Source organism: Streptomyces sp. NPDC002676 (assembly GCF_053592455.1).
Genome location: NZ_JBSFVT010000003.1, coordinates 579,901 through 605,143, shown reverse-complemented (window position 1 = coordinate 605,143; position 25,243 = coordinate 579,901). Strand labels below are relative to the sequence as shown.

The 25,243-nt window shown below is 71.0% G+C and carries 22 protein-coding genes; 8 read left to right on the top strand and 14 right to left on the bottom strand.

Features of this window, described 5'->3' with window-relative positions; all coding sequences use genetic code 11:
- Nucleotides 1-22: 22 nt before the first annotated feature.
- The gene (locus ACWD3E_RS13065) at nucleotides 23-1,228 is read right to left on the bottom strand and encodes a sensor histidine kinase (RefSeq protein ID WP_451387595.1); all 1,206 of its coding nucleotides are present in this window, start codon (nucleotides 1,226-1,228) and stop codon (nucleotides 23-25) included.
- A 118-nt stretch (nucleotides 1,229-1,346) separates the two neighbouring features.
- On the opposite strand from ACWD3E_RS13065, the gene ACWD3E_RS13060 reads away from it, so the two are divergent.
- Complete coding sequence (locus ACWD3E_RS13060; RefSeq protein ID WP_451387594.1) at nucleotides 1,347-2,378, top strand: SAM-dependent methyltransferase; 1,032 nt, start codon at nucleotides 1,347-1,349, stop codon at nucleotides 2,376-2,378.
- Nucleotides 2,379-2,381: 3 nt separating this feature from the next.
- Here ACWD3E_RS13060 and ACWD3E_RS13055 read toward each other — a convergent pair whose 3' ends face one another.
- The 7 genes from ACWD3E_RS13055 to ACWD3E_RS13025 form a co-directional block, all read right to left on the bottom strand.
- Nucleotides 2,382-3,533 carry an NADH-quinone oxidoreductase subunit D gene (locus tag ACWD3E_RS13055; RefSeq protein WP_451387593.1) on the bottom strand — a complete coding sequence of 384 codons (1,152 nt, stop codon included), beginning with the start codon at nucleotides 3,531-3,533 and terminating at the stop codon, nucleotides 2,382-2,384.
- A 121-nt stretch (nucleotides 3,534-3,654) separates the two neighbouring features.
- Nucleotides 3,655-4,881, bottom strand: coding sequence for a hypothetical protein (locus ACWD3E_RS13050; RefSeq protein WP_451387592.1), 1,227 nt, complete (start codon nucleotides 4,879-4,881; stop codon nucleotides 3,655-3,657).
- A 124-nt stretch (nucleotides 4,882-5,005) separates the two neighbouring features.
- Nucleotides 5,006-5,971 (bottom strand): hypothetical protein, encoded by a 966-nt coding sequence (locus ACWD3E_RS13045; RefSeq protein ID WP_451387591.1) that lies wholly within the window; start codon nucleotides 5,969-5,971, stop codon nucleotides 5,006-5,008.
- Between the two features lie 85 nt (nucleotides 5,972-6,056).
- Entirely contained in the window at nucleotides 6,057-6,545 is a 489-nt protein-coding gene (locus tag ACWD3E_RS13040) for a hypothetical protein (RefSeq protein ID WP_451387590.1), read from the bottom strand.
- A gap of 79 nt (nucleotides 6,546-6,624) precedes the next feature.
- Entirely contained in the window at nucleotides 6,625-7,146 is a 522-nt protein-coding gene (locus tag ACWD3E_RS13035) for a hypothetical protein (RefSeq protein ID WP_451387589.1), read from the bottom strand.
- A 194-nt stretch (nucleotides 7,147-7,340) separates the two neighbouring features.
- Nucleotides 7,341-10,217 carry a BTAD domain-containing putative transcriptional regulator gene (locus tag ACWD3E_RS13030; protein WP_451387588.1) on the bottom strand — a complete coding sequence of 959 codons (2,877 nt, stop codon included), beginning with the start codon at nucleotides 10,215-10,217 and terminating at the stop codon, nucleotides 7,341-7,343.
- A gap of 80 nt (nucleotides 10,218-10,297) precedes the next feature.
- Nucleotides 10,298-11,425, bottom strand: a complete 1,128-nt coding sequence (locus ACWD3E_RS13025) for an alpha/beta hydrolase (protein WP_451387587.1) — start codon at nucleotides 11,423-11,425, stop codon at nucleotides 10,298-10,300.
- Between the two features lie 240 nt (nucleotides 11,426-11,665).
- On the opposite strand from ACWD3E_RS13025, the gene ACWD3E_RS13020 reads away from it, so the two are divergent.
- The 6 genes from ACWD3E_RS13020 (at nucleotide 11,666) to ACWD3E_RS12995 (ending at nucleotide 16,906) form a co-directional block, all read left to right on the top strand.
- Entirely contained in the window at nucleotides 11,666-13,480 is a 1,815-nt protein-coding gene (locus tag ACWD3E_RS13020) for a phosphatidylglycerol lysyltransferase domain-containing protein (RefSeq protein ID WP_451387586.1), read from the top strand.
- A gap of 153 nt (nucleotides 13,481-13,633) precedes the next feature.
- Nucleotides 13,634-14,560, top strand: a complete 927-nt coding sequence (folP, locus tag ACWD3E_RS13015; protein ID WP_451387585.1) for a dihydropteroate synthase — start codon at nucleotides 13,634-13,636, stop codon at nucleotides 14,558-14,560.
- On the top strand, nucleotides 14,557-15,105 hold the full coding sequence (locus ACWD3E_RS13010) for a nuclear transport factor 2 family protein (protein WP_451387584.1): 549 nt from the start codon (nucleotides 14,557-14,559) through the stop codon (nucleotides 15,103-15,105). The genes folP and ACWD3E_RS13010 overlap by 4 nt, the downstream gene beginning before the upstream one ends.
- Nucleotides 15,106-15,357: 252 nt before the next feature.
- A complete protein-coding gene (folB, locus tag ACWD3E_RS13005; RefSeq protein ID WP_356299925.1) occupies nucleotides 15,358-15,717 on the top strand; it encodes a dihydroneopterin aldolase in 360 nt (119 codons plus the stop codon).
- Nucleotides 15,714-16,325, top strand: a complete 612-nt coding sequence (gene folK / locus ACWD3E_RS13000) for a 2-amino-4-hydroxy-6-hydroxymethyldihydropteridine diphosphokinase (RefSeq protein ID WP_451387583.1) — start codon at nucleotides 15,714-15,716, stop codon at nucleotides 16,323-16,325. The genes folB and folK overlap by 4 nt, the downstream gene beginning before the upstream one ends.
- Before the next feature lie 92 nt (nucleotides 16,326-16,417).
- The gene (locus tag ACWD3E_RS12995; protein ID WP_451387582.1) at nucleotides 16,418-16,906 is read left to right on the top strand and encodes a DUF3180 domain-containing protein; all 489 of its coding nucleotides are present in this window, start codon (nucleotides 16,418-16,420) and stop codon (nucleotides 16,904-16,906) included.
- Between the two features lie 22 nt (nucleotides 16,907-16,928).
- Here the strand turns inward: ACWD3E_RS12995 and folE are convergent, their stop codons facing one another.
- The 6 genes from folE to dacB form a co-directional block, all read right to left on the bottom strand.
- On the bottom strand, nucleotides 16,929-17,534 hold the full coding sequence (gene folE, locus ACWD3E_RS12990; protein WP_451387581.1) for a GTP cyclohydrolase I FolE: 606 nt from the start codon (nucleotides 17,532-17,534) through the stop codon (nucleotides 16,929-16,931).
- Between the two features lie 129 nt (nucleotides 17,535-17,663).
- Nucleotides 17,664-19,709, bottom strand: a complete 2,046-nt coding sequence (gene ftsH, locus ACWD3E_RS12985) for an ATP-dependent zinc metalloprotease FtsH (RefSeq protein WP_451387673.1) — start codon at nucleotides 19,707-19,709, stop codon at nucleotides 17,664-17,666.
- Nucleotides 19,710-19,927: 218 nt separating this feature from the next.
- Nucleotides 19,928-20,488, bottom strand: coding sequence for a hypoxanthine phosphoribosyltransferase (hpt, locus tag ACWD3E_RS12980; protein WP_451387580.1), 561 nt, complete (start codon nucleotides 20,486-20,488; stop codon nucleotides 19,928-19,930).
- Between the two features lie 99 nt (nucleotides 20,489-20,587).
- Nucleotides 20,588-21,637: a tRNA lysidine(34) synthetase TilS gene (gene tilS, locus ACWD3E_RS12975; RefSeq protein ID WP_451387579.1), complete on the bottom strand. Its 1,050-nt coding sequence runs from the start codon at nucleotides 21,635-21,637 to the stop codon at nucleotides 20,588-20,590.
- Between the two features lie 195 nt (nucleotides 21,638-21,832).
- A complete protein-coding gene (locus ACWD3E_RS12970; protein WP_451387578.1) occupies nucleotides 21,833-22,966 on the bottom strand; it encodes a zinc-dependent metalloprotease in 1,134 nt (377 codons plus the stop codon).
- A gap of 74 nt (nucleotides 22,967-23,040) precedes the next feature.
- Complete coding sequence (gene dacB, locus ACWD3E_RS12965; RefSeq protein ID WP_451387672.1) at nucleotides 23,041-24,594, bottom strand: D-alanyl-D-alanine carboxypeptidase/D-alanyl-D-alanine endopeptidase; 1,554 nt, start codon at nucleotides 24,592-24,594, stop codon at nucleotides 23,041-23,043.
- A 124-nt stretch (nucleotides 24,595-24,718) separates the two neighbouring features.
- On the opposite strand from dacB, the gene ACWD3E_RS12960 reads away from it, so the two are divergent.
- Entirely contained in the window at nucleotides 24,719-25,210 is a 492-nt protein-coding gene (locus ACWD3E_RS12960) for an inorganic diphosphatase (protein ID WP_031115900.1), read from the top strand.
- The last annotated feature ends 33 nt before the right edge of the window (nucleotides 25,211-25,243 follow it).

The following is a 25,243-nucleotide window of genomic DNA, read 5'->3' as shown; positions in this document are numbered from 1 at the left end:
TCGGTCGTTTCCGTATGGGACGTCAGTGCGCCGGTTTGAGCGGCAGCAGCACGCTGATGCGGAAGCCTCCACCCGGGCGCGGGCCGGCGTCCAGGGTGCCGCCGACCATGCCGACCCGCTCGCGCATGCCGATCAGACCATGTCCCTGCCCGTCGGCGCCGCCCTCCTCGTACAGCTCGTGCGGGGCGCCCTTGCCGTCGTCCTCGACGAGCAGGCCGAGCCCGTCGTCGAAGTAGACCAGCCGGACGCTCGCGCCGGCGTCGGGCCCGCCGTGCTTGCGGGTGTTGGTGAGCGCCTCCTGCACGATCCGGTAGGCGGTCAGCTCCACTCCGCTGGGCAGCGGGCGCGGGGTGCCCTCGACCTTGAAGTCGACGGGCAGGCCGGAGTCGCGGCACTGCTCGATCAGCTCGTCGATCTGCTCGACGTCGGGCTGCGGGACGTACTCCCCGCTCTCCCGGTGCTCCCCGGTGCGCAGCACGCCCAGCAGGCGGCGCATCTCGGCGAGGGCCTGGCGGCCGGTGGAGGAGATCGTCTCCAGGGCCTTCTTCGCCTGGTCGGGGGCGGCGTCGAGGACGTAGGCGGCGCCGTCGGCCTGCACCACCATGACCGACACGTTGTGCGCGACGACGTCGTGCAGCTCGCGCGCGATCCGGGCGCGCTCGGCGGCGACCGCGACCTTGGCCTGCGCCTCGCGCTCCTTCTCCAGGCGGGCGGCGCGCTCCTCCAGCTGGGCGAAGTAGGCACGCCGGGTGCGCATGGAGTCGCCGAGCACCCAGGCCAGTGCGAAGGGCACCGTCTGGAACACGGCGAGGGCGGCGTGCCCGAGGAAGCTGCTGTGCTCGGCCGGCCAGCGTATCTGCGCGAGCGTCGCCGCGCCCAGGCCGGCGGCGAGGGCGATGCGGGAGGCCCAGCGCTCGCCGATCGCGGCGACCGTGTAGGTGATCACCAGCAGGGCGAAGTCGGCGGCGGTCGTCTCGACGTCGAGTATCAGCTGGGCCAGGCCGGTCGCGAGGGCGAGCAGCAGCATCGGCTCCGGGAACCGGCGGCGCAGCGCCACGACGAGGCACAGCACGGCGGACACGGACAGTCCCGCGGGGATCGTCCCGTGTTGGCCGGGCGCCCCGTTCATATTGACCACGCTCACGCCGGAGAGCCCGAGCAGGACGACGGCCCAGAAGGTGTCGAACCAGGTCGGGTGGCGGCGGAGGAAGTCGTAAAGGCGCTGCACGTAACCCAGAGTAGGGAAAACAGCAGGGTGCGGGGGTCAACCGGAGGGCCGATCCATGCCCGGCGCGCATACTCCGCAAGGTGGAGGAGGTGATCATCTGTACGCCTAATCTGTCCCGGTGACGGATGAGACAGCAGGGAAAGCGGAATCCGCTCCCCAGGGCGCGCGCGGCTGGCGGGAGGCGACCCGGGCGGCCCTGTACGGACCCGGCGGCTTCTACCGGCGCCCGGAGGGTCCGGCCGGCCACTTCCGTACGTCCGTGCACGCGTCCCCGCTGTTCGCGCGGGCCGTGGCCGGGCTGCTGTGCCGGGTGGACGAGGCGCTCGGGCGGCCCGCGGTGGTGGACTTCGTCGACATGGGGGCCGGGCGGGGCGAGCTGGTAACCGGAGTGCTCGCCGCTCTGCCGGCCGAGGTGGCCGCCCGCGCGCGCGGGTACGCCGTGGAGCTCGCCGACCGTCCGGCGGGCCTGGACGAGCGGATCACCTGGCTGAGCGAACCCCCGGAGGCGGTCACCGGCATGCTGTTCGCCAACGAGTGGCTGGACAACGTGCCCGTGGACGTCGCCGAAGCGGACGCGGCGGGCGTGCCCCGGCTGGTGCTCGTCGGGGACGACGGCACCGAGTGGCTCGGCGAGCCCGTGACCGGCCCCGACGCGGACTGGCTGGCGCGCTGGTGGCCGCTGCCCGCGCGGGAGGGGCTGCGGGCGGAGCTCGGGCTGCCCCGGGACCTGGCGTGGGCGTCCGCGGTGGACCGGGTGGCGCGGGGGCTCGCGGTGGCCGTGGACTACGCGCACACCCGCGACACGCGCCCCCCGTTCGGGACGCTCACCGGCTTCCGGGAGGGGCGTGAGACGGCGCCCGTACCGGACGGGTCCTGCGACATCACGGCCCACGTGGCACTGGACGCATGCGCGACGGCGCCCACGGCGCGCACTCTCCCGGCCGCGCGCCTCCTCACACAACGCGAGGCCCTGCACGCCCTCGGTCTCACCGGCGCACGCCCCCCGCTCGCGCTGGCCTCCACGGACCCCTCGGCGTACGTGCGCGCCCTCGCGGGCGCGGGCGAGGCCGCCGAACTCACCGCACCGGGCGGCCTCGGCGACTTCGGCTGGCTGCTCCAGCCGGTGGGAATTCCGGACCCGCTCGCCTGAGACCTACTTGTCGATGTCCCCGACCACGAAGAACATCGACCCCAGGATCGCCACCATGTCCGAGACCAGCGTCCCCGGCAGCAGCTCCGTCAGGGCCTGGATGTTGTTGTACGACGCCGAGCGCAGCTTCAGCCGGTACGGCGTCTTCTCGCCCTTGCTGACCAGGTAGTAGCCGTTGATGCCGAGCGGGTTCTCGGTCCACGCGTACGTGTGCCCCTCCGGGGCCTTCAGCACCTTCGGCAGCCGCTGGTTGATCGGGCCGGGCGGCAGCTCGGCGAACCGGTCCAGGCAGGCATCGGCCAGGTCCAGCGCGTTGTGCGTCTGCTCCAGAAGGCACTCGAAGCGGGCGAGGCAGTCGCCCTCGCCGCGGGTGACGACCTTCAGGGTGTCCTGCAGCTCGCCGTAGGCCAGGTAGGGCTCGTCGCGGCGCAGGTCGAAGTCGACGCCCGAGGCGCGCGCGATGGGCCCGCTCACGCCGTAGGCGTGCACGACCTGCGGGGTGATCGCCCCCACGCCCCGCGTGCGCCCCCGGAAGATCTCGTTGCCGAGCACCAGGTCGTCGAAGACGTCCATGCGCGAGCGCACGTCGGCCACGGCGGCACGCGCGCGTGCGGTCCATCCGGCCGGCAGGTCCTCCTTCAGGCCGCCGACGCGGTTGAACATGTAGTGCATACGCCCGCCGGAGACCTCCTCCATGACGTGCTGGAGCTCCTCACGCTCCCGGAAGGCGTAGAAGATCGGGGTGATACCGCCGAGCTCCAGCGGGTACGAGCCGAGGAACATCAGGTGGTTCAGCACCCGGTTCAGCTCGGCGAGCAGCGTGCGCATCCACACCGCGCGCTCGGGGACCTCCATGCCGAGCATCCGCTCCACGGCGAGGACCACACCCAGCTCGTTCGAGAACGCCGACAGCCAGTCGTGGCGGTTGGCGAGCATGATGATCTGCCGGTAGTCGCGCGCCTCGAACAGCTTCTCCGCGCCCCGGTGCATGTAGCCGATCACCGGCTCCGCGTGCTGGATGCGCTCCCCGTCCAGGACCAGCCGGAGCCGCAGCACGCCGTGCGTGGACGGGTGCTGGGGGCCGATGTTGAGCACCATGTCGGTGCTCTCGGCGGCACCGCCGATCCCGATCGTGGTCTCGGTCGTAGGAGTCATGGGCCCAGTCTCCCCTACGTACGCTGACCTCGTGACTCCACCCACCGCTGCTGAAGCGCCGCGAGCTCCCCGGATCGCCGGCTGAGCGGCGTCCGCCCGATCCGCCGGTCGGGCGCTCGGCTCAGGAAGCCGCGCTGCGCAGCCCCTGGACGTCGATCTGCTCGGTCTCGTCGTGGGCGGTCAGGTCGATGACCTGGCCGACGCGCTCCGCGCGGTCGTCTGCGGGCTTGAACTCGGCCTCGGCCTCGGCCTTGTGCAGCGCGAGCGCCTCCTGGCCGACGACGTCGGCGAGGTCCTCGTTCTGTACGGAGTCCAGCGCGGCGGACGCGTTCTGCTTCTGGGTCCCGAAGAAGTCGAACCCGCCCTGGACCACCGGGCGCCGCGCGGGCGCTGCCGGTACGACGGCCACGGCGGTCGGCACCGTGAAGTGCCCGGCGGGCTGCCGGCCCGCGGGCGCCTCGGGCTGGGCCGGTGCCGTCGGGGCGGCGGCCTCACCCGCGTGCGGGTCGGCCGCCTCGGACTGCCCCTGCGCCTCGTCCTCCTGGGCGGGCTCGGCGCCCGCGTCGTCGCGCGGCGCACCGGAAGCGTCCGTCACGCGGTCAGTGACGCCCTCTCCTTTGGCGGCGGGCCCGGCGCTGCCGGAAGCCTCCGGCCCGGCCTCGGCACCGCTGTCGCGGTCGAACCGGGCCAGCGCCGACAGGGCCTTGCGGTACAGCCGGGCGCCCTCGGAGGAGAACACGGCGGGCGCCTTCACGTCGGCCTCGGGCTCGGCCGGCTCAGGCTTGGCAGGCTCCGGCTCGGCAGGCTCCGGCTTGACCGGCTCCAGCTCGGCCCGCTCCGGTTCGGCGCTGCGCGCGGGCGGCAGCGCGGGGACGGACGAGTCCGCGGGCACCGCCGCCTCGATCTCCAGGAGCCGGCGTCCCTCCAGGGCGCTCGCGCGCTCGGTCTCCGCGGTGGCGTACCGGCGCAGCAGGGCCGCGTGCTCGTTGCGCAGGCCCGCCAGCTCGGCCCGCTTGGCGCGCAGCCGCTGCTCCAGCTTGCCGCGCAGTTCGCGCGACTCCTCCAGGTCGGTCTCCAGTTCGGCGACCCGTTCCTCGTACCGCCACTCGTCGCTGGCACGCGCGCGCGTGAGGTCGGCGACCTGCTTGCCCGCGTGCGAGTCCCAGCGGCGCATCACGAACGCGCCGACGCCCGCCGTGGCCGCCGCGGCGGCGGCCAGCGCGCGCAACACCGTGGCCTCGGAGAACACCCAGGGACCCAGCGCGCAGACAACGGAGACCCCGGCGATCGCCGACGGCGGCAACAGCCGGTGCAGAGGCGGGGAATGACGGTGGCGTCCACGTGGCATGGCCAGAAACTTACCGGGTGTAGGCGACTCGTGGACCCCCGCCCCGTAAAAACGCAGCCACACCGCGGTCACAGTGTCTTCGCGTCGCTCGCTCCCTGCGCAGGAGCGCGCCTGAACGCCCGGTTCAGGCGTGCATGGTGCGCAACAGCCGTTGGATGTCCGCGACCTCGGCGTCGCGCTCCTTCTTGACTCCGGCCAGCTCCTTGGAGTGCTTGGCGATGGCGGCGTTCTGGTAGTCGCTTTCCACCGCGAACCAGATACCGGTGAGATTGGTGCGGGTCTTGCAGGCCACGTCGGCCTCGGCCTGGGCGATCTCGGTGCCGGTCGGCGTGCGGGTGTTCATCGAGGGCAGGTTGGCCGCCGCGAGCATCGGGTTGGCCAGGTGGTACCCGCGGGATTTCATGCAGGTGGACCAGGAGCGGAAGACAGCGGTGACCCGGGGGTCGGCCATGGAGTCGGTGAAACTGTCGGCCTTGATCTTCGTTACCAGGCCGTCGGCGCCGCTGGCCGGTCCCTGCAGGCCGCCGGCGGCGCCCGTGAGGATCCGGTTCGGCTCGTTCAGGCAGCCGCGCTTCGGGATGGGCTTGCCCTTGTAGGAAGTGGCCGGGCCATGGGTGGCGGCGTCGTAGCCGGTCAGGATGGCCCGGGCGGCGGCCGGGAGGTCGCTGAGCCGCATCGGCGCGCTCTGCTGCGTGGCCGTCGTGGTCTGGCGTGGCGGGTGGTAGCCCCAGCGGTGCACGCTGTCGGGGTCGGTGACCCCGTAGCGGCGGTAGAGCACCGAGTACGCGACAGTGGCGGCGCTGTCCGTGGTCAGCTTGGCGGGGGCCGGGTAGGTGAACCCGAAGCGGCCGAGGCAGGATCGGATGGCGGTGCGGCCGATCCAGTCGTACTGGACGGACTGCTCGGGCGTGAGCATGTACGACTCGATGGGCAGGTGCAGTCGGTCCGTCGTTCCGGTGACCGAGGGAGTCGCTACCGGCGTGGGGCCGGCCGTGCGCTCCGCCGGCGCACTGGACGCGCAGCCGGCTGCCGCGGTGAGTGCGAGCACACTTCCGGCGACCGCCAGGCTCACTCGCCTTGCTGGGGGCATGGTTTCCTCGCGTTGGTTGCTGATCGAGCGGCGGCGGCCGGCCCCGTGGTCACAGGGCCGTGCCACCGCCGTGCCGTGGTGCCGGTCAGCCGATGCCGAGACCGGGACAGTTCGTCGAGTCGTCGATGGCTATGGATGCCTCGTTGTTGCGCATCCAGGACGTGAGGTTGCCGCCCCTGGTGGGGCTGAGCCAGTTGGAGTTGCCGGTGAAGCCGGGGTAGACCCAGATACCCAGGTTGCACGGGTCGGCGACCTCGGCCGAGGCGGCGTTGTTCCGTACGCCCTGCCCCGCTCCCGCGGAGCCGTGGCCGTCGTCGGAGAAGGTGGCGCCGCTGAGGTTGCTGACGGCCGCGTAGTGGGAACCCCAGACAGCGCCCTCGGCGCCCTGCGAGTAGTACAGGCAGAAGTCGTACGAGGTCGGGGTGCCGGCTGCGCAGCGCACCGGCGCGCTGTAGGTGTTCCAGCTGGAGATGTTGGCGCTGTCGGCGCTCGCCTGCCCGGCCAGGCCGCTCACTGCCATGACGGCCGCGGCGCCGACCAGGCCGGCGCGAGCCGCGATTCTCTTCACGATCACTTGCTTTCCCTTGATGTGGACAGGTGGGTGCCCCGGGCGGCGCGCGCCCGGGACGTCGGGGAACACGAGGGGCAGAACGTCAGCCGATGCCGACGCCGGGGCAGCGCGTCGAGTCGTCGATGGCTATGGATGCCTCGTTGTTGCGCATCCAGGAAGTGAGGTTGCCGCCCTTGCCGGGGCTGAGCCAGTTGGAGTTGCCGGTGAAGCCGGGGTAGACCCAGATGCCCACATTGCAGAACGCGTAGTTGTCTGCGTTCTCGGCGGAGGCGGCGTTGTTCCGCACGCCCTGGCCCGCGCCGGCGGAGCCATGACCGTCGTCGTGGAAAGTGGCGCCGCTGAGGTTGCTGACGGCATCGGAGCTGGTAGCCCACATCGCGCCCTCCGCGTCCGGCGAGTAGTACAGGCAGAACGAGTAACTGCCTGTGCAGCGCGCGGGGGAACTGTCCGTGTTCCAGCTGGAGATGTTGGCGCTGTCGGCGCTCGCCTGCCCCGCCAGGCCGCTCATTGCCATGACGGCCGCGGCGCCGACCAGGCCGGCGCGAGCCGCGATCTTCTTCACGATCACTTGTTTCTCCTTGATGTTGGCGGGCGGCTTACGCATCTACACGCGTAGACAATCCCGGCTTCGCCCTACCGTTGTGCTCATGTCACGAACAGGTTCACCGTCGAACGCCTCGGTGGCCGCGGCGCTCAGGCCTGCGTGCTGATCAACTTAGGAGTCGGCAACAACAACTCATCAACAACCGGGCCACACGCCCTCGGGGCTTAGCCACCGGCCGTGCCGCTGGTGGCCTCTTACGCCCGGCTGCCGGTCGCGCAGGCCCCGTCCCGAGCGTCCAAAGCGGCGATACCGTCCCGGCTTTCCCGGGCGCGCTGCGGCAGAGAGTGCAGGAGAGCCAGGTCGAGGCAGGCCTGCCAGCAGCGGCGGGCGGCTTCCCACTCCCCGAAGTGATGGTGGGCTCGGGCGGTTGCCGCCAGCGCGTCCGCCGCCCCGCCGTGATCTCCCAGCCCGCGGCGGATGGCCAGCGCTTCGTCGAGCGCCGCGAACGCCTCGTCCCGCAGGCCCAGTTCCTTGAGTGCGGAACCGTACTGCGTCAGGGCTGTGGCCAGGGTCGTGGGGCGTGCCTGGCTGCGCAGCAGTTGGATGCGGCGGCGGTGCTGCTCCATGGCAGCCTCGTATTCCCCGGCAAGCTCCAGTGCGTCAGCGATCCTGCCGAGTACGAGGGCCTCGCTGCCCGGGCTGTCGGTCCCGCGGTACAGCTCCTGCGAGCGCAGTGCGTACGCCAGCGCTTCCTCGGCCCGGCCGGCCTGTGCGTGGAGTGTCGAGATGTTGCCCGTGATCGAGGCCTGGGCCGTGACGTCCCCGGCCTGCTCGAAGAGGTCGAGGGCGATCCGCAGGTTCTTCAGGCATGCGTCGTTGCGGTAGGCCATGCCGTGTGCGACGGCGATACGGCGGTACAGCCAGGCCTGCCCCACGGTGTCGTCGTGTTCGATGGCGATCGCGAGGGCGGCGTTCAGGCACGTGTCCCACTCGCCCGTCCACCAGTACGTGTCCGCGTACCCGAACAGCCCGACGGCCAGGCGCCACGCCACGTCGGAGCGGCCGAGAGCACCGGCTACGGCGATCGCGTGCCGGATGGCGGGCAGCTCGCGCACATACCACTGCAGCGCGTCGTGAGCATCCGTGAAGTCCGCGACGAGTTCGTCCGGCTGCCCGTCCAGCGGTGGGGGCGGCTGCGTCTCACCGATGGTCACCCACGAGGCCTTCTTCACCGCCGCCACGTACCAGGACAGCAACCGCACGGTGGCGTCCGCCCGTTCTTGCGAGGTCAGCTCCGCACAGGCCCGTTCGGCGGCGTACTCACCCAGCAGATCGTGCAAGCTGTACCGGTCCGGCGCCGGGCTCTGCACGAGGTGGACATCGGTCAGAAGGTCCAGCAGCCGGGCGGTCTCCCGCACCGGGAGGCCGAGCAGCGCCGCCGTCGACTGCGAGGCCAGCTCATGGCCGGGCCACAGCCCCAGCAGACAGAAGGCCCGGGCCGCCGCCCGCTCCTGGGGCTTCTCACTCTCGCGCATGGCGACGTAGCTCATCGCGAAGGTCGCGTGTACGTCGAGACCGCCCACGCTCAGCTCGCGCAGACGGTCGGAACCGGACGACAGGCGCCGCGCGAGTGCAGTGAGCGGCCACGTCGGCCGGGAAGCCAGCCGGCCACCGACCACGCGCAACGCCAGCGGCAATCCGCCGCACAGAGCGAGGATCTCGGCCGCAGCAGCAGGCTCCTCGAGCACACGCCGGGTTCCGCACAGTGCCGCCAGGAGCATCTCCTGGTCGCAGGCACCAAGGGGCGACAGCGCAACGAGCACGGCATCCGGCAGATCGGCCAGCGTGTGGCGGCTGGTGACCAGGACGGCACAGCTTCCGCTGCCGGGCAGCAGCGGCAGGACCTGAGCGGCATCCCGCGCATTGTCCAGCACCAGCAGCATCCGGCGTTCTGCCATCACCGTACGGAACAGCGCCGCGCAGTCGTCCGTGTCGTCAGGGAGCGATTCCGTGCACACTCCGAGATCCGACAGGAATCGTGCGAGCAGACCGCGGGGGCTGCGCCTGCTGCCCGGACCGAAGCCGCGCAGGTCGGCGTAGAGCTGCCCGTCCGGGAACTCCTCGCGCAGCCGGTGCGCCACATGGACAGCCAGGGCCGTCTTGCCGATGCCCCCCATACCGGAGACGACGACCGTCGAAGGACCGCGGCCGGACGGCTGCTCCCGGATGCCGGCACCCGGGCACAGCGCCGCGGTGAGTGTCGCGATCTCCGCCTCCCGGCCGGTGAAACAACCGGCCACCGCCGGAAGCTGGCGCAGTGGCCGGCGTCCAGGACCGGAGAGGGAGACGGATGCCGGCGCCGCGGCGGCATCGGCGCCGTCTCCGGCCAGCACCGACTGGTGCGTCGCCCGGACCGCCGCGGACGGCTCGACGCCCAGTTCCTCCACGAGGTTGCGGCGCAGCCGTACGTACGCCTCCAGGGCCTCCGCCTGCCGGTTCGAGCGATACAGGGCCAGCATCAACTGCCGGTGGAACTCCTCCCGCAGCGGGTGCTCCGAGACCAGCACCGTCAGCCGCGGGACCAGCTCATGGTGCCGGCCGAGAGCGAGGGCCGCATCGAATCCCCACTCCAGCACCTGCAGGCGCGTTTCGAGCAGCCGCTGGACCACCCGACCCTGTGGCTCCGCGTCCGCGAATTCGGCGAGATCCGCCAGCGGTTGCCCGCGCCACAGCGCCATGGCGGCGGCACTCTGCCGTGCCACCACGTCCCAGTCCTCGTCGAGATGGGCCCGGCGCGCGACGCCCGCACGAGCCTCGAAGACCTCGACATCGAACTCACCTTCGCCGACGTGGAGCCGGTACCCGGGAGGCGCCGCCGTGAGCCGCGGGGGCTCATCACCGAGGAACGCCAAGTGTCTTCGCAGCCGGACCACGTGGTTGGACAGGGAGGCATCGGCACGCGCCGGGGGAACCGGCCCCCACAACGCCCCCTTCAGGTCCTCCTTCGAAACCGCCCGGTTGGCCTGAAGCAGCAGAGCGGCAAGGAGTACACGGACTTTCTGGCCTCCCACCGGTCGGTCCTGCGTCCCGTCGTGGACCATCAGCGGCCCCAGCAGCCCGAATACCGGCATCGCACCCCCTCGACGAACGGACATCCTAAAACGGCCCGCGCCGGGGATCGGGAAGCGTCTACGACACCGTCAAGAACCGCTCAGCGATCGGTCAGCCGCCCGCTCAGCCACTGGAGCGTCGCCGGGATCTCCCGCCGCCAGGTGTTGAAGTTGTGCCCGCCGCTGTTCAGGATGATCGACGAGATCCGGGTCAGGTTCGTGGCCTGCACCTGCTGGACGAACTTCAGCGTGTCCTTGTAGTTGTGCTCGCCGATCTTGCTGCTGGTGACGAGCAGCGAGGTGTCGGGCGCCGGTTCGTGACCGAGCATCCACCACAGGTTCGAACGATTCTGCAGGGTCTTGTCGCCGTGGAAGAGGTCACCGGTCGTGGGGTCGATCGGCGCCTTGTAGTACGGCGACAGGCCCGCGCCGGCCGCGTACACGTTCGGGTGGTGCATGGCGAGCTTCAGCGCGCAGTAGCCGCCGGTGGAGTCGCCGAGGACGCCCCAGCTGGCCGGGCGCTTGCCCACCCGGTAGTGGCCGCCGACCGCCTCGGGCAGATCCTTGGCGAAGAACGACTCCGCCTTCGGCCCGCCCGGGACGTCCACGCACTCGGTGTCGCGCGGCGGCGCCACCGTCGGCCGCATCATCACCAGGATCATCGGCTGCATCCGCCCGTCCTTGGCCAGGTTCTGCGCCGTACGCGGGTACTCCAGCTTGCTCACGAGCGCCTGCGCCGTTCCGGGGTAGCCGGTCAGCACGACGGTCGCCGGGAACGTACGGGTGCGGTACTGCGGCTGGAAGTACTCCGGCGGGAGGTAGACGTAGGCTGGTGTGGCGATGTGGGTCGTACGGCCCACGATGTCGACCTTCTGGATCTGCCCGGACATCTCCGGCCGTGCCCCCTTCGACCCCGGCACCTCGGCGGTGGAGACCACCTGGAGCGGGCCGCCTGTACTGCCGTTGGCCGAGTGGTCGACGACGACACCCTGGTCGGTCTCGTTGCCGAGCAGGTCCGCCCAGCTGGCGTAGAAGCCGAAGGACTGGTTCACGGCGATGCCCAGGGAGGCACAGAGCGCCAGCTGGGTGGCGAACAGCAGCCCGACGCGGCCACTGACGGTCCGCCAGTTCTGCCGGGCCAGCCGCGGCCACAGCCACACGGTGCCGATGAACAGCGCCACCGCGAACAGAACCGTCAGGACCAGCAGTTTGTTGCTCGTGAGACCCATGGGCTGCTTCCTGTCTGCGCTTTCCTGACTGCGCGTTCGCCCGTGCCCCCCGCAACTTCGTTGCGAGGACTTGCCCGGGGCTTTCCTTGGCCTTTGACCCGACTTTCCGCAGGGGAGTGAACCTCTCCCTCCGAGACACCGTCCTAGAGGGCGCAATGTCGCCGGATGCCCCAATCGGCACCGGGTTCAAGGTCTCTCGCAGAACTACGGGATGCGATGTCTGTCAGGATAGATGGGGAAATGTCGGGCGGGGTTCCGGGCCGATCAAGCCGGGCGCGGCGCATAATGCACGGCCCGCGCCCCGAAGCCGTCCCCGCTCTGATCGGCAGGGCGTGCGCCCTCGTGGGCGTCCTGGACATTGCGTCGGGCGTGTTCCCGCGCTTCCGGCACAGCCATATGCACGCCATCGCAGAGGTGCTGCCCGGCTCCTTCGGGCCCTTCGCGGCGGCGCTCTCGCTCAGCGCCGGTGTGCTGTTGCTGCTGCTCGCGCACGGGCTCAGGCGGCGCAAGCGCCGGGCATGGCGCGCCGCGGTCGCGCTCCTGCCGGCGGGCGCGGTGGGCCAGTTCGTGTACCGGCACTCGCTCATCGGCGTGCTCATCTCGGTGGCGCTGCTCGCGCCGCTGCTGCGCCACCGCGACGAGTTCGCGGCGCTCCCCGACCCGCGCAGCCGGTGGCGCGCGCTCGCCAACTTCATCCTCATGAGCGCCGGTTCCCTCGGCCTCGGGCTGGTCGTCGTCAGCGCCCACCCGAACACCGAACTCGGCGACCCGAGCCTGGCCGACCGGCTGACACACGTGGTGTACGGCCTGTTCGGCTTCGAAGGCCCCGTGGACTACTCCGGCAACACCTCCTGGACGGTCGCCTTCTCCCTCGGCGCGCTCGGCTGGCTCACCGCGGTCACCACCGTCTACCTGGCCTTCCGCCCCGAACACCCGGCCGCCCGGCTCACCGAGGAGGACGAGAGCAAGCTGCGCGCCCTGCTCGCCAAGCACGGCGGCCGTGACTCCCTCGGCCACTTCGCGCTGCGCCGCGACAAGGCGGTCGTCTTCTCCCCCAGCGGCAAGGCCGCCGTCACCTACCGCGTCGTCTCCGGCGTGATGCTCGCCAGCGGCGACCCGATCGGCGACGTCGAGGCCTGGCCGGGCGCCATCGAGCGCTTCATGGACGAGGCCAAGGCGCACTCCTGGACCCCCGCCGTCATGGGCTGCTCGGAGACCGGCGGCGAGGTGTGGACCCGTGAAACCGGTCTCGACGCCCTCGAACTGGGCGACGAGGCGGTGGTGGACGTCGCGGATTTCTCGCTCGCCGGACGCGCGATGCGCAACGTGCGCCAGATGGTCAAGCGCATCGAGCGGGCCGGCTACGAAACCCGGGTACGGCGCATCCGTGACCTCGGCGAGGCCGAGCTGGACCGGATCCGGCGGGCGGCGGAGGACTGGCGCGGCACCGACACCGAGCGCGGCTTCTCCATGGCCCTCGGCCGCATCGGCGACCCCGCCGACGGCGACTGCCTGATCGCCACCGCCCACAAGCAGGACGAGGAGCCCGGCGAGTACGGCGACCTGAAGGCGATCCTGCACTTCGTGCCCTGGGGCACCGACGGCGCCTCCCTGGACCTCATGCGCCGCGACCGCTCCGCCGACCCCGGCATGAACGAACTGCTGATCGTCGCCGCCCTCCAGGCCGCCCCGAAGTTCCGCATCACCCGGGTCTCGCTCAACTTCGCGATGTTCCGCTCGGCCCTCGCGCGCGGGGAGAAGATCGGCGCCGGCCCGGTGCTGCGCGCCTGGCGCGGGCTGCTGGTGTTCCTCTCGCGCTGGTTCCAGATCGAGTCGCTGTACAAGTTCAACGCCAAGTTCCAGCCGCGCTGGGAGCCGCGCTTCGTGGTCTACCGCGCCTCCGCCGACCTGCCGCGCATCGGCTTCGCCGCCATGCAGGCCGAGGGCTTCGTCGACCTCGCCCTCCCGCTCCCGCGCTTCCTGCGCCGCCGCCGGGCAGCCGCCCAGCGCCCCTGCGCGCACGCGGTGGCGGAGCGGGACGTCCGGGCCGCCTGAGCCGCGCGGCATGCACCCGAACCGGCCCTGGGGGTCCCCCCTGCTCGAGCGAAGCCGAGAGCTTGGGGGAGGAAGTGCCATCCCCTCCAGCACGGGGGCTTCCGCCCGGGCCGCCGCGCATTCACGCCACCTTCCTGGGCCTACGCTGAACGTATGAACAACCTCAGCGGGCGCGGGCATGTGGCGGGCCTTCCGGCGTGGGACCGGTGCGCGGTCATGGGGGTCGTCAACGTGACCCCCGACTCCTTCTCCGACGGTGGCCGCTGGTTCGACACGAGCACCGCCGTCAAGCACGGGCTCGACCTGGTCGCCCAGGGCGCGGACCTGGTGGACGTCGGCGGCGAGTCCACCCGCCCCGGCGCGACCCGCGTCGACGAGGCCGAGGAGCTGCGGCGCGTCATCCCCGTCATCCGCGGCCTCGCCGCCGAAGGCGTCGCCGTCTCCGTGGACACCATGCGCGCCTCGGTCGCCGAGCAGTCCCTCGCGGCCGGCGCCGCCCTCGTCAACGACGTCAGCGGCGGCCTCGCCGACCCCTCGATGATCCCGGTGGTCGCCGACGCCGGCGCCCCCTTCGTCGTCATGCACTGGCGCGGCTTCCTGGACGGAGGCAACGTCAAGGGCGTCTACGAGGACGTCGTCGCCGAGGTCGTGAACGAGCTGCACGCGCGCGTGGAGGCCGTTCTGGAGGGCGGCATCGCCCCCGAGCGCATCGTGGTCGACCCCGGTCTCGGCTTCTCCAAGGAGGCCGAGCACGATCTCACCCTCCTCGCCCACCTCGACCGCCTGCACGCCCTCGGCCACCCCCTGCTGGTCGCCGCCTCCCGCAAGCGTTTCCTCGGCCGCGTCCTCGCCGGTCCCGAGGGCGCGCCCCCGCCGGCCCGGGAGCGTGACGCCGCCACGGCCGCAGTCTCCGCGCTCGCAGCGCACGCCGGCGCGTGGGCGGTGCGCGTGCACGAGGTGCGCGCCACCGCGGACGCCGTGCGGGTCGCGCGCGCCGTGGAGGAGGCTCGGGAAGCGGTGCGAGATGGAGCGCTGGACGGGGCGCGTATGACCTGTGGTGCGCCGGAAGGAGCCCGGTGAGCGCCCCCCACACCGACGTCGAACAGGTGGAGGCCGCCAACACCGCCTTCTACGAGGCGATGGAACGCGGCGACTTCGAAGAGCTGTCCTCGCTCTGGCTCACCCCCGCCGACCTGGGCGTCGACGAGGAGTACCACGACCCGGCGGACACCGGCGTGATCTCCTGCGTGCACCCGGGCTGGCCGGTGCTCACCGGCCGCGGCGAGGTCCTCAGGTCGTACGCGCTGATCATGGCGAACACCGACTACATCCAGTTCTTCCTCACCGACGTCCATGTCTCCGTCACCGGCGACACCGCCCTCGTGACCTGCACCGAGAACATCCTCAGCGGCGGCCCCGCCCCCGAGGACGGCACGGAGCTCGGCCCCCTGGTCGGCCAGCTCGTCGTCGCCACGAACGTGTTCCGGCGCACCTCCTCCGGCTGGAAGCTCTGGTCGCACCACGCCTCGCCCGTCCTCGCGGAGAGCGAGTCCGACGAGGACGGCGCAAACGGCGACCAGAACGGCACGAACGGGACGAATCCGGACGACGGCCCGCTCGGCTGAGCGGGTAGACAGGACTTTCAGGGACCAAGAAGTGGTTGGAATCACGAACCCGGGGGTAGGTGCGGCTTCCAGCCCATGACTCGGCCCGGTTCCCCAGGGGAAACGGGCGATGAACCCTTCCTGGACCCTTCCCGGGGCCACGGCCCTGTGACCCGGCCGTGTCAGTGCCCGCAGGTAGATTCGTCTGTGGCCGGTGTTCCGCCCGCACGTGGTACCGCCCGGCCGTTCCCGACGATTGCAGGAGTGATTCGCGTGGATCGTGTCGCGCTGCGCGGCCTGAAGGCCCGCGGGCACCATGGTGTGTTCCCCAAGGAGCGCGAGGAGGGCCAGACCTTCATCGTCGACCTCGTCCTTGGCCTGGACACCCGGCCGGCCGCGGCCGACGACGACCTGGCGAAGACCGTGCACTACGGCATCGTGGCCGAGGAGGTCGTGGCCGTGGTCGAGGGCGAGCCGGTGAACCTCATCGAGACGCTCGCCGAGCGCATCGCACAGACCTGCCTGAAGCACGAAGGGGTCCAGGAGGTCGAGGTCTGCGTCCACAAGCCGGACGCCCCCATCACCGTCCCCTTCGACGACGTGACCGTCACCATCACCCGGAGCCGAGTATGACCCGACCTTTTGCCCAGGGTCACAGCGACCCGACCGTACAGCCGGTGCCCGCCTCGGTCGTCGCGCAGGTCGACGCCGCGGACACGACCCTCCAGAACCCGAAATGGGCCGTGATCTCCCTCGGCTCGAACCTCGGCAACCGCCTGGAGACCCTCCAGGGAGCCGTCGACGCCCTGGAGGACACCCCTGGCGTCCGCGTGAAGGCCGTCTCCCCGGTGTACGAGACCGAGCCGTGGGGCGTGGAGCCCGGCAGCCAGCCGTCGTACTTCAACGCGGTCGTCGTCCTTCGGACCACGCTGCCCCCGGCGTCCCTGCTGGAGCGTGCGCACGCCGTCGAGGAGGCGTTCAACCGCGTCCGCGACGAGCGCTGGGGCCCGCGCACCCTGGACGTCGACATCGTCTCCTACGCCGACGTCACCTCCGACGACCCGCGCCTGACCCTCCCCCATCCGCGCGCCCACGAACGCGCCTTCGTGCTCGCCCCCTGGCACGACGTGGACCCGCAGGCCCAGCTGCCCGGCCGCGGCACGGTGGCCGAACTGCTCTCCGCCGTCACCCGCGAGGGCGTCGAACCCCGCCAGGACCTGGAACTCCGACTGCCCGAGTAGTCGTTAAGGTCTAGACGGGTCGAGACGACCACAGTCCGGGAGCGGTCCGGGCACAGTCCGGGAGAGCGGTCCGGGGGAGCTGAAGGGACACCGTGAGAGAGCTGCGCATCAGGGTGCTGGCCGGCGTGTTCGTCGTGGCCGGAGTCCTGTCCTGGGCGGGCGCCCGCCTCTGGAACTCGATCGGGACACTGCCCAGCGTCCCCTTGGCCGCCCCCATCGTCCTGGCCCTGATCGCCATGGTCCTGCTGTCGACGGCGCTCTCGCTGCGTGCCCGTTTCAAGGCCCAGCGCGAGCGCCGCCCCGGCGCGAAGGGCGTCGACCCCCTGATGGCCGCCCGCGCGGTCGTCTTCGGCCAGGCCAGCGCCCTGGTGGCCGCCCTCGTCGCCGGCATGTACGGCGGCACCGGCGTCTTCCTGCTGGAGCTCCTGGACATCCCAGCCCGCCGCGACCAGGCCATCTACGCCGGCTTCTCGGTCCTGGCCGGCATCGGCGTGATAGCGGCGGCCCTGTTCCTGGAGCGGGTCTGCAAGCTCCCCGAGGACGACGACCAGAACCACGCGGGCGCGGAGCCGGTGGCCTGACAACCGCCTCCGTTCGACAGACTCAGCGCGCCATGATGAGGCTCATCGCCTCGTTCCGCGTCGCCGCGTCCCGCAGCTGGCCGCGCACCGCCGACGTTATGGTCTTCGCGCCGGGCTTGCGGATACCACGCATGGACATGCACATGTGCTCGCACTCGATGACCACGATCACGCCCCGCGGCTCCAGGATCTCCATCAGGGAGTCCGCGATCTGCGTGGTGAGGCGTTCCTGAACCTGGGGACGGCGCGCGTAGACGTCCACGAGGCGGGCCAGCTTGGACAGGCCAGTGATCTTCCCCGTCACGGACGGGATGTAGCCGACGTGGGCGACACCGCGGAACGGCACCAGGTGATGCTCACAGGTGCTGTAGACCTCGATGTCCTTCACCAGCACCATCTCGTCGTGCCCGAGGTCGAACGTCGTCGTCAGGACGTCCTCGGGCTGCTGCCACAGGCCCGCGAAGATCTCCTTGTACGCCCGCGCCACCCGGCCCGGCGTCTCTCGCAGGCCCTCGCGGTCCGGGTCCTCGCCGACCGCGATCAGCAGCTCACGTACGGCGTTCTCGGCGCGCTTCTCGTCGAACTCGGCGATCGGGCCCTCGCCGTCCAGCGTCACGGGGTCGGTCATCTGGCTCCTCGTTCCTGTGCTGTGCGCACGTGCCACGGCGTCTCATCTGCGGACATACGAAATGCCGCGCCCCCCAGGCTAAAACCTGGGGGGCGCGGCATTCATTCCGGGCCGGTTGGCCGAAACCCGTCAGCTCTCGGTGCGGTCCTCCGGGGAGTCCGTCACCGGGACGGACTCCACGGCCGTGGACTTGACCGTGCTGATCGCCGCCGTCGCGCCGTTCGAGCCGTTCGAACCGTTCGTCAGTGCCAGCTCCTTCGGGGAGAGCACCGGCGGGCGGGTGGACGGGGTGCGGCGGGAGGAGCCGGTCCAGGCGGGCCGCGGCGGGCGCTTGACGATGGGGGCGAAGATCTCGGCGATCTCCTCCTTGCCCAGCGTCTCCTTCTCCAGCAGCTGGAGAACGAGGTTGTCGAGCACGTCGCGGTTCTCGACCAGGATCTCCCAGGCCTCGTTGTGCGCGGTCTCGATGAGCTTCTTGACCTCTTCGTCGACCAGCGCGGCGACCTCTTCCGAGTAGTCGCGCTGGTGCGCCATCTCACGGCCGAGGAAGGGCTCGCTGTTGTCGCCGCCGAACTTGATCGCGCCGAGCCGCTCGGTCATGCCGTACTGCGTGACCATCGCGCGGGCCAGGTTGGTGGCCTTCTCGATGTCGTTGGCAGCACCCGTGGTCGGGTCGTGGAAGACCAGTTCCTCGGCCGCGCGACCACCCAGCATGTACGCCAGCTGGTCGAGCATCTCGTTGCGGGTGGTCGAGTACTTGTCCTCGTCCGGGAGCACCATCGTGTAGCCCAGGGCCCGGCCGCGGGACAGGATCGTGATCTTGTGGACCGGGTCGGAGTTCGGCGAGGCCGCCGCGACCAGGGCGTGACCGCCCTCGTGGTACGCGGTGATCTTCTTCTCCTTGTCCGACATGATCCGGGTCCGCTTCTGCGGGCCCGCGACCACGCGGTCGATCGCCTCGTCCAGCGCCTTGTTGTCGATCAGCTTCTGGTCGCTGCGGGCCGTCAGCAGGGCGGCCTCGTTGAGCACGTTGGCCAGGTCGGCACCGGTCATGCCCGGGGTGCGCCGGGCCACGGCGGCCAGGTCGACGTCGGACTGGACCGGCTTGCCCTTCTGGTGGACCTTGAGGATCTCCAGGCGGCCCTGCAGGTCCGGCGGGTCGACCGCGATCTGCCGGTCGAAGCGGCCGGGGCGCAGCAGCGCCGGGTCGAGGATGTCGGGGCGGTTCGTCGCGGCGATGAGGATCACACCGCCCTTGACGTCGAAGCCGTCCATCTCGACGAGCAGCTGGTTCAGCGTCTGCTCGCGCTCGTCGTGACCACCGCCGAGGCCGGCGCCACGGTGACGGCCGACGGCGTCGATCTCGTCCACGAAGACGATCGCCGGGGCGTTCGCCTTGGCCTGCTCGAACAGGTCACGGACACGGGAGGCACCGACACCGACGAACATCTCGACGAAGTCCGAGCCGGAGATCGAGTAGAAGGGGACCCCCGCCTCGCCGGCCACGGCGCGCGCGAGGAGCGTCTTGCCGGTACCGGGGCGGCCGTAGAGCAGCACGCCCTTGGGGATCTTGGCGCCGACGGCCTGGAACTTGGCCGGCTCCTGCAGGAACTCCTTGATCTCCTGGAGCTCCTCGACGGCCTCGTCACAGCCCGCGACGTCGGAGAAGGTCGTCTTCGGGGTGTCCTTGGTGATGAGCTTCGCCTTGGACTTGCCGAAGTTCATGACCCGGGAGCCGCCGCCCTGCATCTGGTTCATCAGGAACAGGAAGACGACCACGATCAGGACGAAGGGCAGCAGCGAGAGCAGGACGCCGACGAACGGGTTCTGCTTCGACGGCGAGACGGTGTAGCCGTCCGGGATCTGCTTGTCCTGGAACTTGGTCTGCAGCGTGTTGGCGATGGTCACGCCCTGGTCGCCGATGTAGCTCGCCTGGATCTTCGAGCTGCCCTCGACCTTCTGGCCGCTCTTGAGTGTGACCTTGACGGTCTGCTCGTCACCGGTGGTGAGTTTGGCCGACTCGACCTTGTCGCTGTTGATCGCCGCCACGACCTGGCCTGTGTCCACCGTCTTGTAGCCGCCGGACGAGCCGACGACTTGCATCAACACGACCACGGCAAGGACGGCCAGCACGATCCACATGACCGGCCCACGGAAGTATCGCTTCACGTCCATCCATACGGAGCGGTGCCGCCCCGTCCCTCCTGCCATAGTGAGTTTGATAAGACAGTTCTTCTGACGGTACCCCAGCATTGTTGCCCGAAGCCGCACGGAGCGGTTTCGACGGCTGGCATTCCCGTCTCTGCATGCTCCAACGGCGCGAAACCCGCTGGGGTTCCCGATCGTCTTACAAGGGCTGGCCCGATTGGCTCACACTGGAGCCCGGCCCGGGCTCAGCCGCCGTAGACGTGGGGCGCGAGCGTACCGACGAACGGCAGGTTGCGGTACTTCTCGGCGTAGTCGAGGCCGTAGCCGACGACGAACTCGTTGGGGATGTCGAAGCCGACCCACTCGACCTCGATGGCGACCTTGGCGGCGTCCGGCTTGCGCAGCAGCGTGCACACCTTCAGGGAGGCGGGTTCGCGCGAGCCGAGGTTGTTGATCAGCCAGGACAGGGTCAGGCCGGAGTCGATGATGTCCTCGACGATCAGGACGTGCTTGCCCTTGATGTCGGTGTCGAGGTCCTTGAGGATCCGCACGACACCCGAGGACTGGGTGCCCGCGCCGTAGGAGGACACGGCCATCCAGTCCATGGTGACAGGGGTGGACAGCGCTCGGGCGAGGTCCGCCATGACCATCACGGCGCCCTTCAGCACACCGACGATGAGCAGGTCCTTGCCCGCGTACTCCGCGTCGATCTTCGCGGCCAGCTCGGCCAGCTTCGCGTCGATCTCTTCCTTGGTGATGAGCACCTGCTGGAGGTCGGCACCCATGTCTTTCGCGTCCACCCGCATCACTTTCGGTCGTCCCGCACTTACGGCCACCGGCTACCCGGACAGCCTTCGGAGGGTCTCTCCTGGCGTCGGGATCCAGCCTCGCCGAATCACCACGATTCAGCCTTGCCGAATCACCAGTCTGCCACCCTGACGCTGGGCGACGACTTTGCCCGGGAGATTGATGGCTCCCTGACCGCGCCAGCCGGTGATCAGCCGGTCGACTTCCTCGATGTGGCGGGCGAACAGCGAACCGGCCGGGGCACCGGCCTCGATGGCGGCACGGCGCAGGATGCGGCGGCGCACGGCGGGCGGCAGGGCGTACAGCTTGGCGCACTCCAGCAGGCCCGCCGCGTCGCGCACGGAGGCCTCGGCCTGGCCGGCCCAGGCGTCGAGGGCGTCCGCGTCGTCGCGGGAGAGCTGGGCGGTGCGGGCGAGCGCCTCGATCACACCCTTGCCGAGGGCCTTCTCCAGCGCGGGCAGCCCTTCGTGGCGGAGCCGGGAGCGGGTGTAGGCCGGGTCGGTGTTGTGCGGGTCGTCCCAGACAGGCAGGGACTGGACCATGCAGGCCTTGCGGGCGGTCTGCCGGTCGAGCTGCAGGAAGGGGCGCCGGTAACGGCCGCCGGCCCCCGAGACCGCGGCCATTCCGGACAGGGAGCGGATGCCGGAGCCGCGCGCGAGGCCGAGCAGGACGGTTTCCGCTTGGTCGTCCCGGGTGTGGCCGAGCAGGATCGCGGCGGCGCCATGGCGAACGGCAACGGCGTCGAGGGCGGCGTAGCGGGCGTCCCGGGCGGCGGCCTCGGGGCCGCCTTCGCGGCCTACGGTGACGGCGACGGATTCGGCGGGGGTGAGGCCCAGTTCCCGCAGCCGCAGGACGACCTCGTCGGCGCGCAGGTCGGAGCCGGGCTGGAGGCCGTGGTCGATCGTGATGCCGCCGGCGCGCATGCCGAGCCTGGGCGCTTCGAAGGCGAGGGCGGAGGCCAGCGCCATGGAGTCGGCGCCGCCGGAGCACGCGACGAGCACGAGCGGGGAGGGGGGCCGCTCGGCCGGCCGGTCCGGCTGACCCGGGTGGTTCGGCTGGTCGCCGGAGGTCTGGTGGTCGTTGAGGATGTCGTGGAGGACGCGGCGGACCGCCAGGCGTATCGCCGCGACCGCAGGATGGGGACCCATGTCCGGTTCCCTTCATTCATGAAGTTTTCGGGGGGTGAGCCCGAGCCGGTCACTCAGAGTGTGTCGATGGTGACAGAAGCGGGCCGTTCCCCGAGCATTGCACGCCTACCCATCGCCGACGGTCCCTCGGACGGGTGATTGAAGAGGCGTTCGACTGCCGTCGGCCGGATTCGCTTCACGACCCTTCCGCGCCGTTCACGACTCGGCCTTGCGGTGCACCCGCGCGATCCAGTCCGCCGGTTTGGCGATCTCCGCCTTGGTGGGCAGCGTGTTGGGTGAGGTCCACACGCGGTTGAAGCCGTCGACGCCGACCTGGCCGACGACGGCCCGTACGAAGCGTTCGCCGTCCCGGTACTGCCTGAGTTTGGCATCCAGACCCAGCAGCTTGCGCAGGGCGAGGTCGAGCCGCGAGGCGCCCTTGGCGCGGCGCTGCTGGAACTTCTCGCGGATCTCGGCGACGGTCGGTACGACGCTCGGTCCGACGCCGTCCATGACGTAGTCGGCGTGGCCCTCCAGCAGCGACATCACGGCGGTGAGCCGCCCGAGGATCTCGCGCTGGGCCGGGGTCTGCACGAGCTCCACGAAGGAGCGTCCGCCGTCGTCCTCCTCGCCCTCGGGGCGACCGCCGGCGAGGGACTGGGCGGCGTCCCGGATGCGCTCCAGGAAGGTCATCGGGTCGACGTCGGTCTCCGCCAAGAACGACTGGATTTCGCCCTCGAGGTGGTCCCGCAGCCAGGGCACGGCGGTGAACTGCGTGCGGTGCGTCTCCTCGTGCAGGCACACCCAGAGGCGGAAGTCGTGCGGCTCGACGTCGAGTTCGCGTTCGACGTGGACGATGTTGGGCGCGACGAGCAGCAGCCGGCCGCCGCCGTTCGCCGCGGCGGGCAGGTCGCGGCTGGCCGGGGCGAAGGTCTCGTACTGGCCGAGGACGCGGGAGGACAGGAACGACAGCAGCATGCCGAGTTCGACGCCGGTGACCTTGCCGCCGACGGCGCCGAGGACCGCGCCGCCGGGGGTGCTGCCGCGCCGCTCCTGCATCTTCTCCAGGAGCGGTTTGAGGATCTCCCGGAAGCCGGCGACGTTGGCCCGCACCCAGCCGGGCCGGTCGACGACCAGGACGGGGGTGTCGTGGGTCTCGTCGGTGGCCATACGAGTGAAGCCCCGGACGTGTTCCTCCGAGGCTTTCGCGTGCCGGCGCAGCTCCGCGACGACGGCCCTGGCCTCGTCACGGCTGACTTCGGGGCCCGGCCGTACGAGCCGTGTCGCGGTTGCCACCGCGAGGTTCCAGTCGACCATCCCGGGAGATGTGGCGCCACCGATGCTCGTCATGTGTCAACCGTACGTGAGCAGTCCCACTTGGGGCAGGCCATGTGGGGGTGCTGGGGCCGGGGGTTGGCACACAGTCACCGGCAGCCGCACCCCGCCAACGCCGTCGCCGTCCTGTCCAGGGCCGTCTGGGCCTCCAGACGGTTCGTCGTGCCGTAGGCGAGGAACGCGAAGGCCAGGAGGCGGCCGTCCTGGTCCACGACCGTGCCCGCCAGGGTGTTCACGCCGGTCAGGGTGCCCGTCTTGGCGTGTACGACACCGGCCGCGCCGCCCGTGAAGCGGTCGGTGAGGGTGCCGGTGAAGCCCGCCACGGGGAGGCCGGTGAGGACGGGGCGCAGGCCGGGGCGGGCCGGGTCGCCGGCCTTGACCAGGAGGGCGGTGAGCAGGCCGGCGGTGAGCCGGTCGTCGCGGTCGAGGCCACTGCCGTCGTGGAAGGAGGCGCCGGACACCGGCAGGCCGAGCCCCCGCAGCCGTGCGCCGATGGCCTTGGCGCCGCCGGCGAAGCTCGCCGGCTCGCCGCTCGCGAGGGCGGTCTGACGGGCCAGGGCTTCGGCGATGTCGTTGTCGCTGTAGGTCAGCATGCGCTCGACCACCGCGGACAGCGGCGGCGAGGAGACGGCGGCAAGGCTCTGCGCGCGCGTGGTGGCCTTGGAGGGGCCGGGGGACGTGGTGGTGATCCCGTCGTCCTTGAGGAAGCCCGCGAACTTCCGGGCCGCGTCCGCCGCCGGGTCGGCGACCCGCACGGCCGGGCCCTCGGTCGAGCCGTCGGTACGGCCCTCGTCGGCGGTCAGCGCGCTGACGAGCGCGATGTTGGGGTCGACGCCCATACGGTGCAGTGCGGGCCCGGAGTAGAGCGTGGTGTCGTAGGAGAGGGTGATCTTGCGGATGCCGCGGCCCTGCAGGGCTTTCGCGGTCTGGTCCGCCAGGGTGCGCAGGCTCGCCCAGCTTCCGGCCTTCGGCCGGGCCGTCAGGGTCGGGTCGCCGCCGCCCACCAGAACCAGTTCCCTGGTGTCGGGTTCGAGGACGGCGCGGGTGGTGAAGCGATGGTCGGGGCCGAGGGCGGACAGCGCGGCCACGGCGGTGGCGATCTTGGTGGTGGAGGCGGGGGTGAGGGCCTTCTCCGCGCCGGTGCCGTAGAGGCGCTTGCCGGTGGCGACGTCGACGACGGCCGCCGCGTGGCCGGCGCCGAGCGCGGGGGCGCCCAGGAAGGGCTTCAGGACGTCCGAGAGAGCCTTTTCCCCGGGCGGGGCCTCTTTGGTCGTCACGGGCCCCGTGGCGCCGCCCAGGCCCGCCAGAACGGCCTCGGCGCTCGGCGCGGGGCGCGGCGCCCCCGCGCCCGTGCCAAAGCCGTGATCTGCGCCACCCGTCCGCTCCAGGGCGACCGCCCGGTCCCGCTCGGCCGTACGCTGACCGTTGGCGTCCCAGGGACCTGCCACGGACACCACGCCCGCGGCCAGCGCCAGCCCGGCGGTGGCGGCACCCGCGGTGTAGTGCCAGGTCCTGAGGGTCCGTGGCCGGGGGAGGCGGCCGAGCAGCGGTCGCAGTGCCCCGGTCAGCCGTGCGCTGCGCGGTTTCGCAGCCGTCACGGCGCTCGCCAGACGCGGTCGTACGGCGTTCGCGATCCGCACCACGTGCGGTCTCGCGGCTCGCCAAGGCCTCAGCTCTGGCACGACCACCAGCCCCTTTCGCGATCACACACCTGCGTGAGGGACACTTAATCACCAGAACTATGTGCTGATCATGGAGGAGCCACCGGTGGAGTTCGACGTCACGATCGAGATCCCGAAGGGTTCGCGCAACAAGTACGAGGTGGACCACGAGACCGGTCGGATCCGCCTGGACCGTCGTCTCTTCACCTCGACCGCGTACCCGACCGACTACGGCTTCGTCGAGAACACTCTCGGCGAGGACGGCGACCCGCTGGACGCGCTGGTCATCCTGGACGAGCCGACCTTCCCGGGCTGCCTGATCAAGTGCCGTGCGATCGGCATGTTCCGGATGACGGACGAGGCGGGCGGCGACGACAAGCTGCTCTGCGTTCCGGCCACCGACCCGCGTGTCGAGCACCTGCGCGACATCCACCACGTGTCGGAGTTCGACCGCCTGGAGATCCAGCACTTCTTCGAGGTGTACAAGGACCTGGAGCCCGGCAAGTCGGTCGAGGGCGCCAACTGGGTGGGCCGTACGGACGCCGAGGCCGAGATCGAGCGTTCCTACAAGCGCTTCAAGGAGCAGGGCGGTCACTGATCTCCTTGCATTCCACGGGCCGTACGCACACGC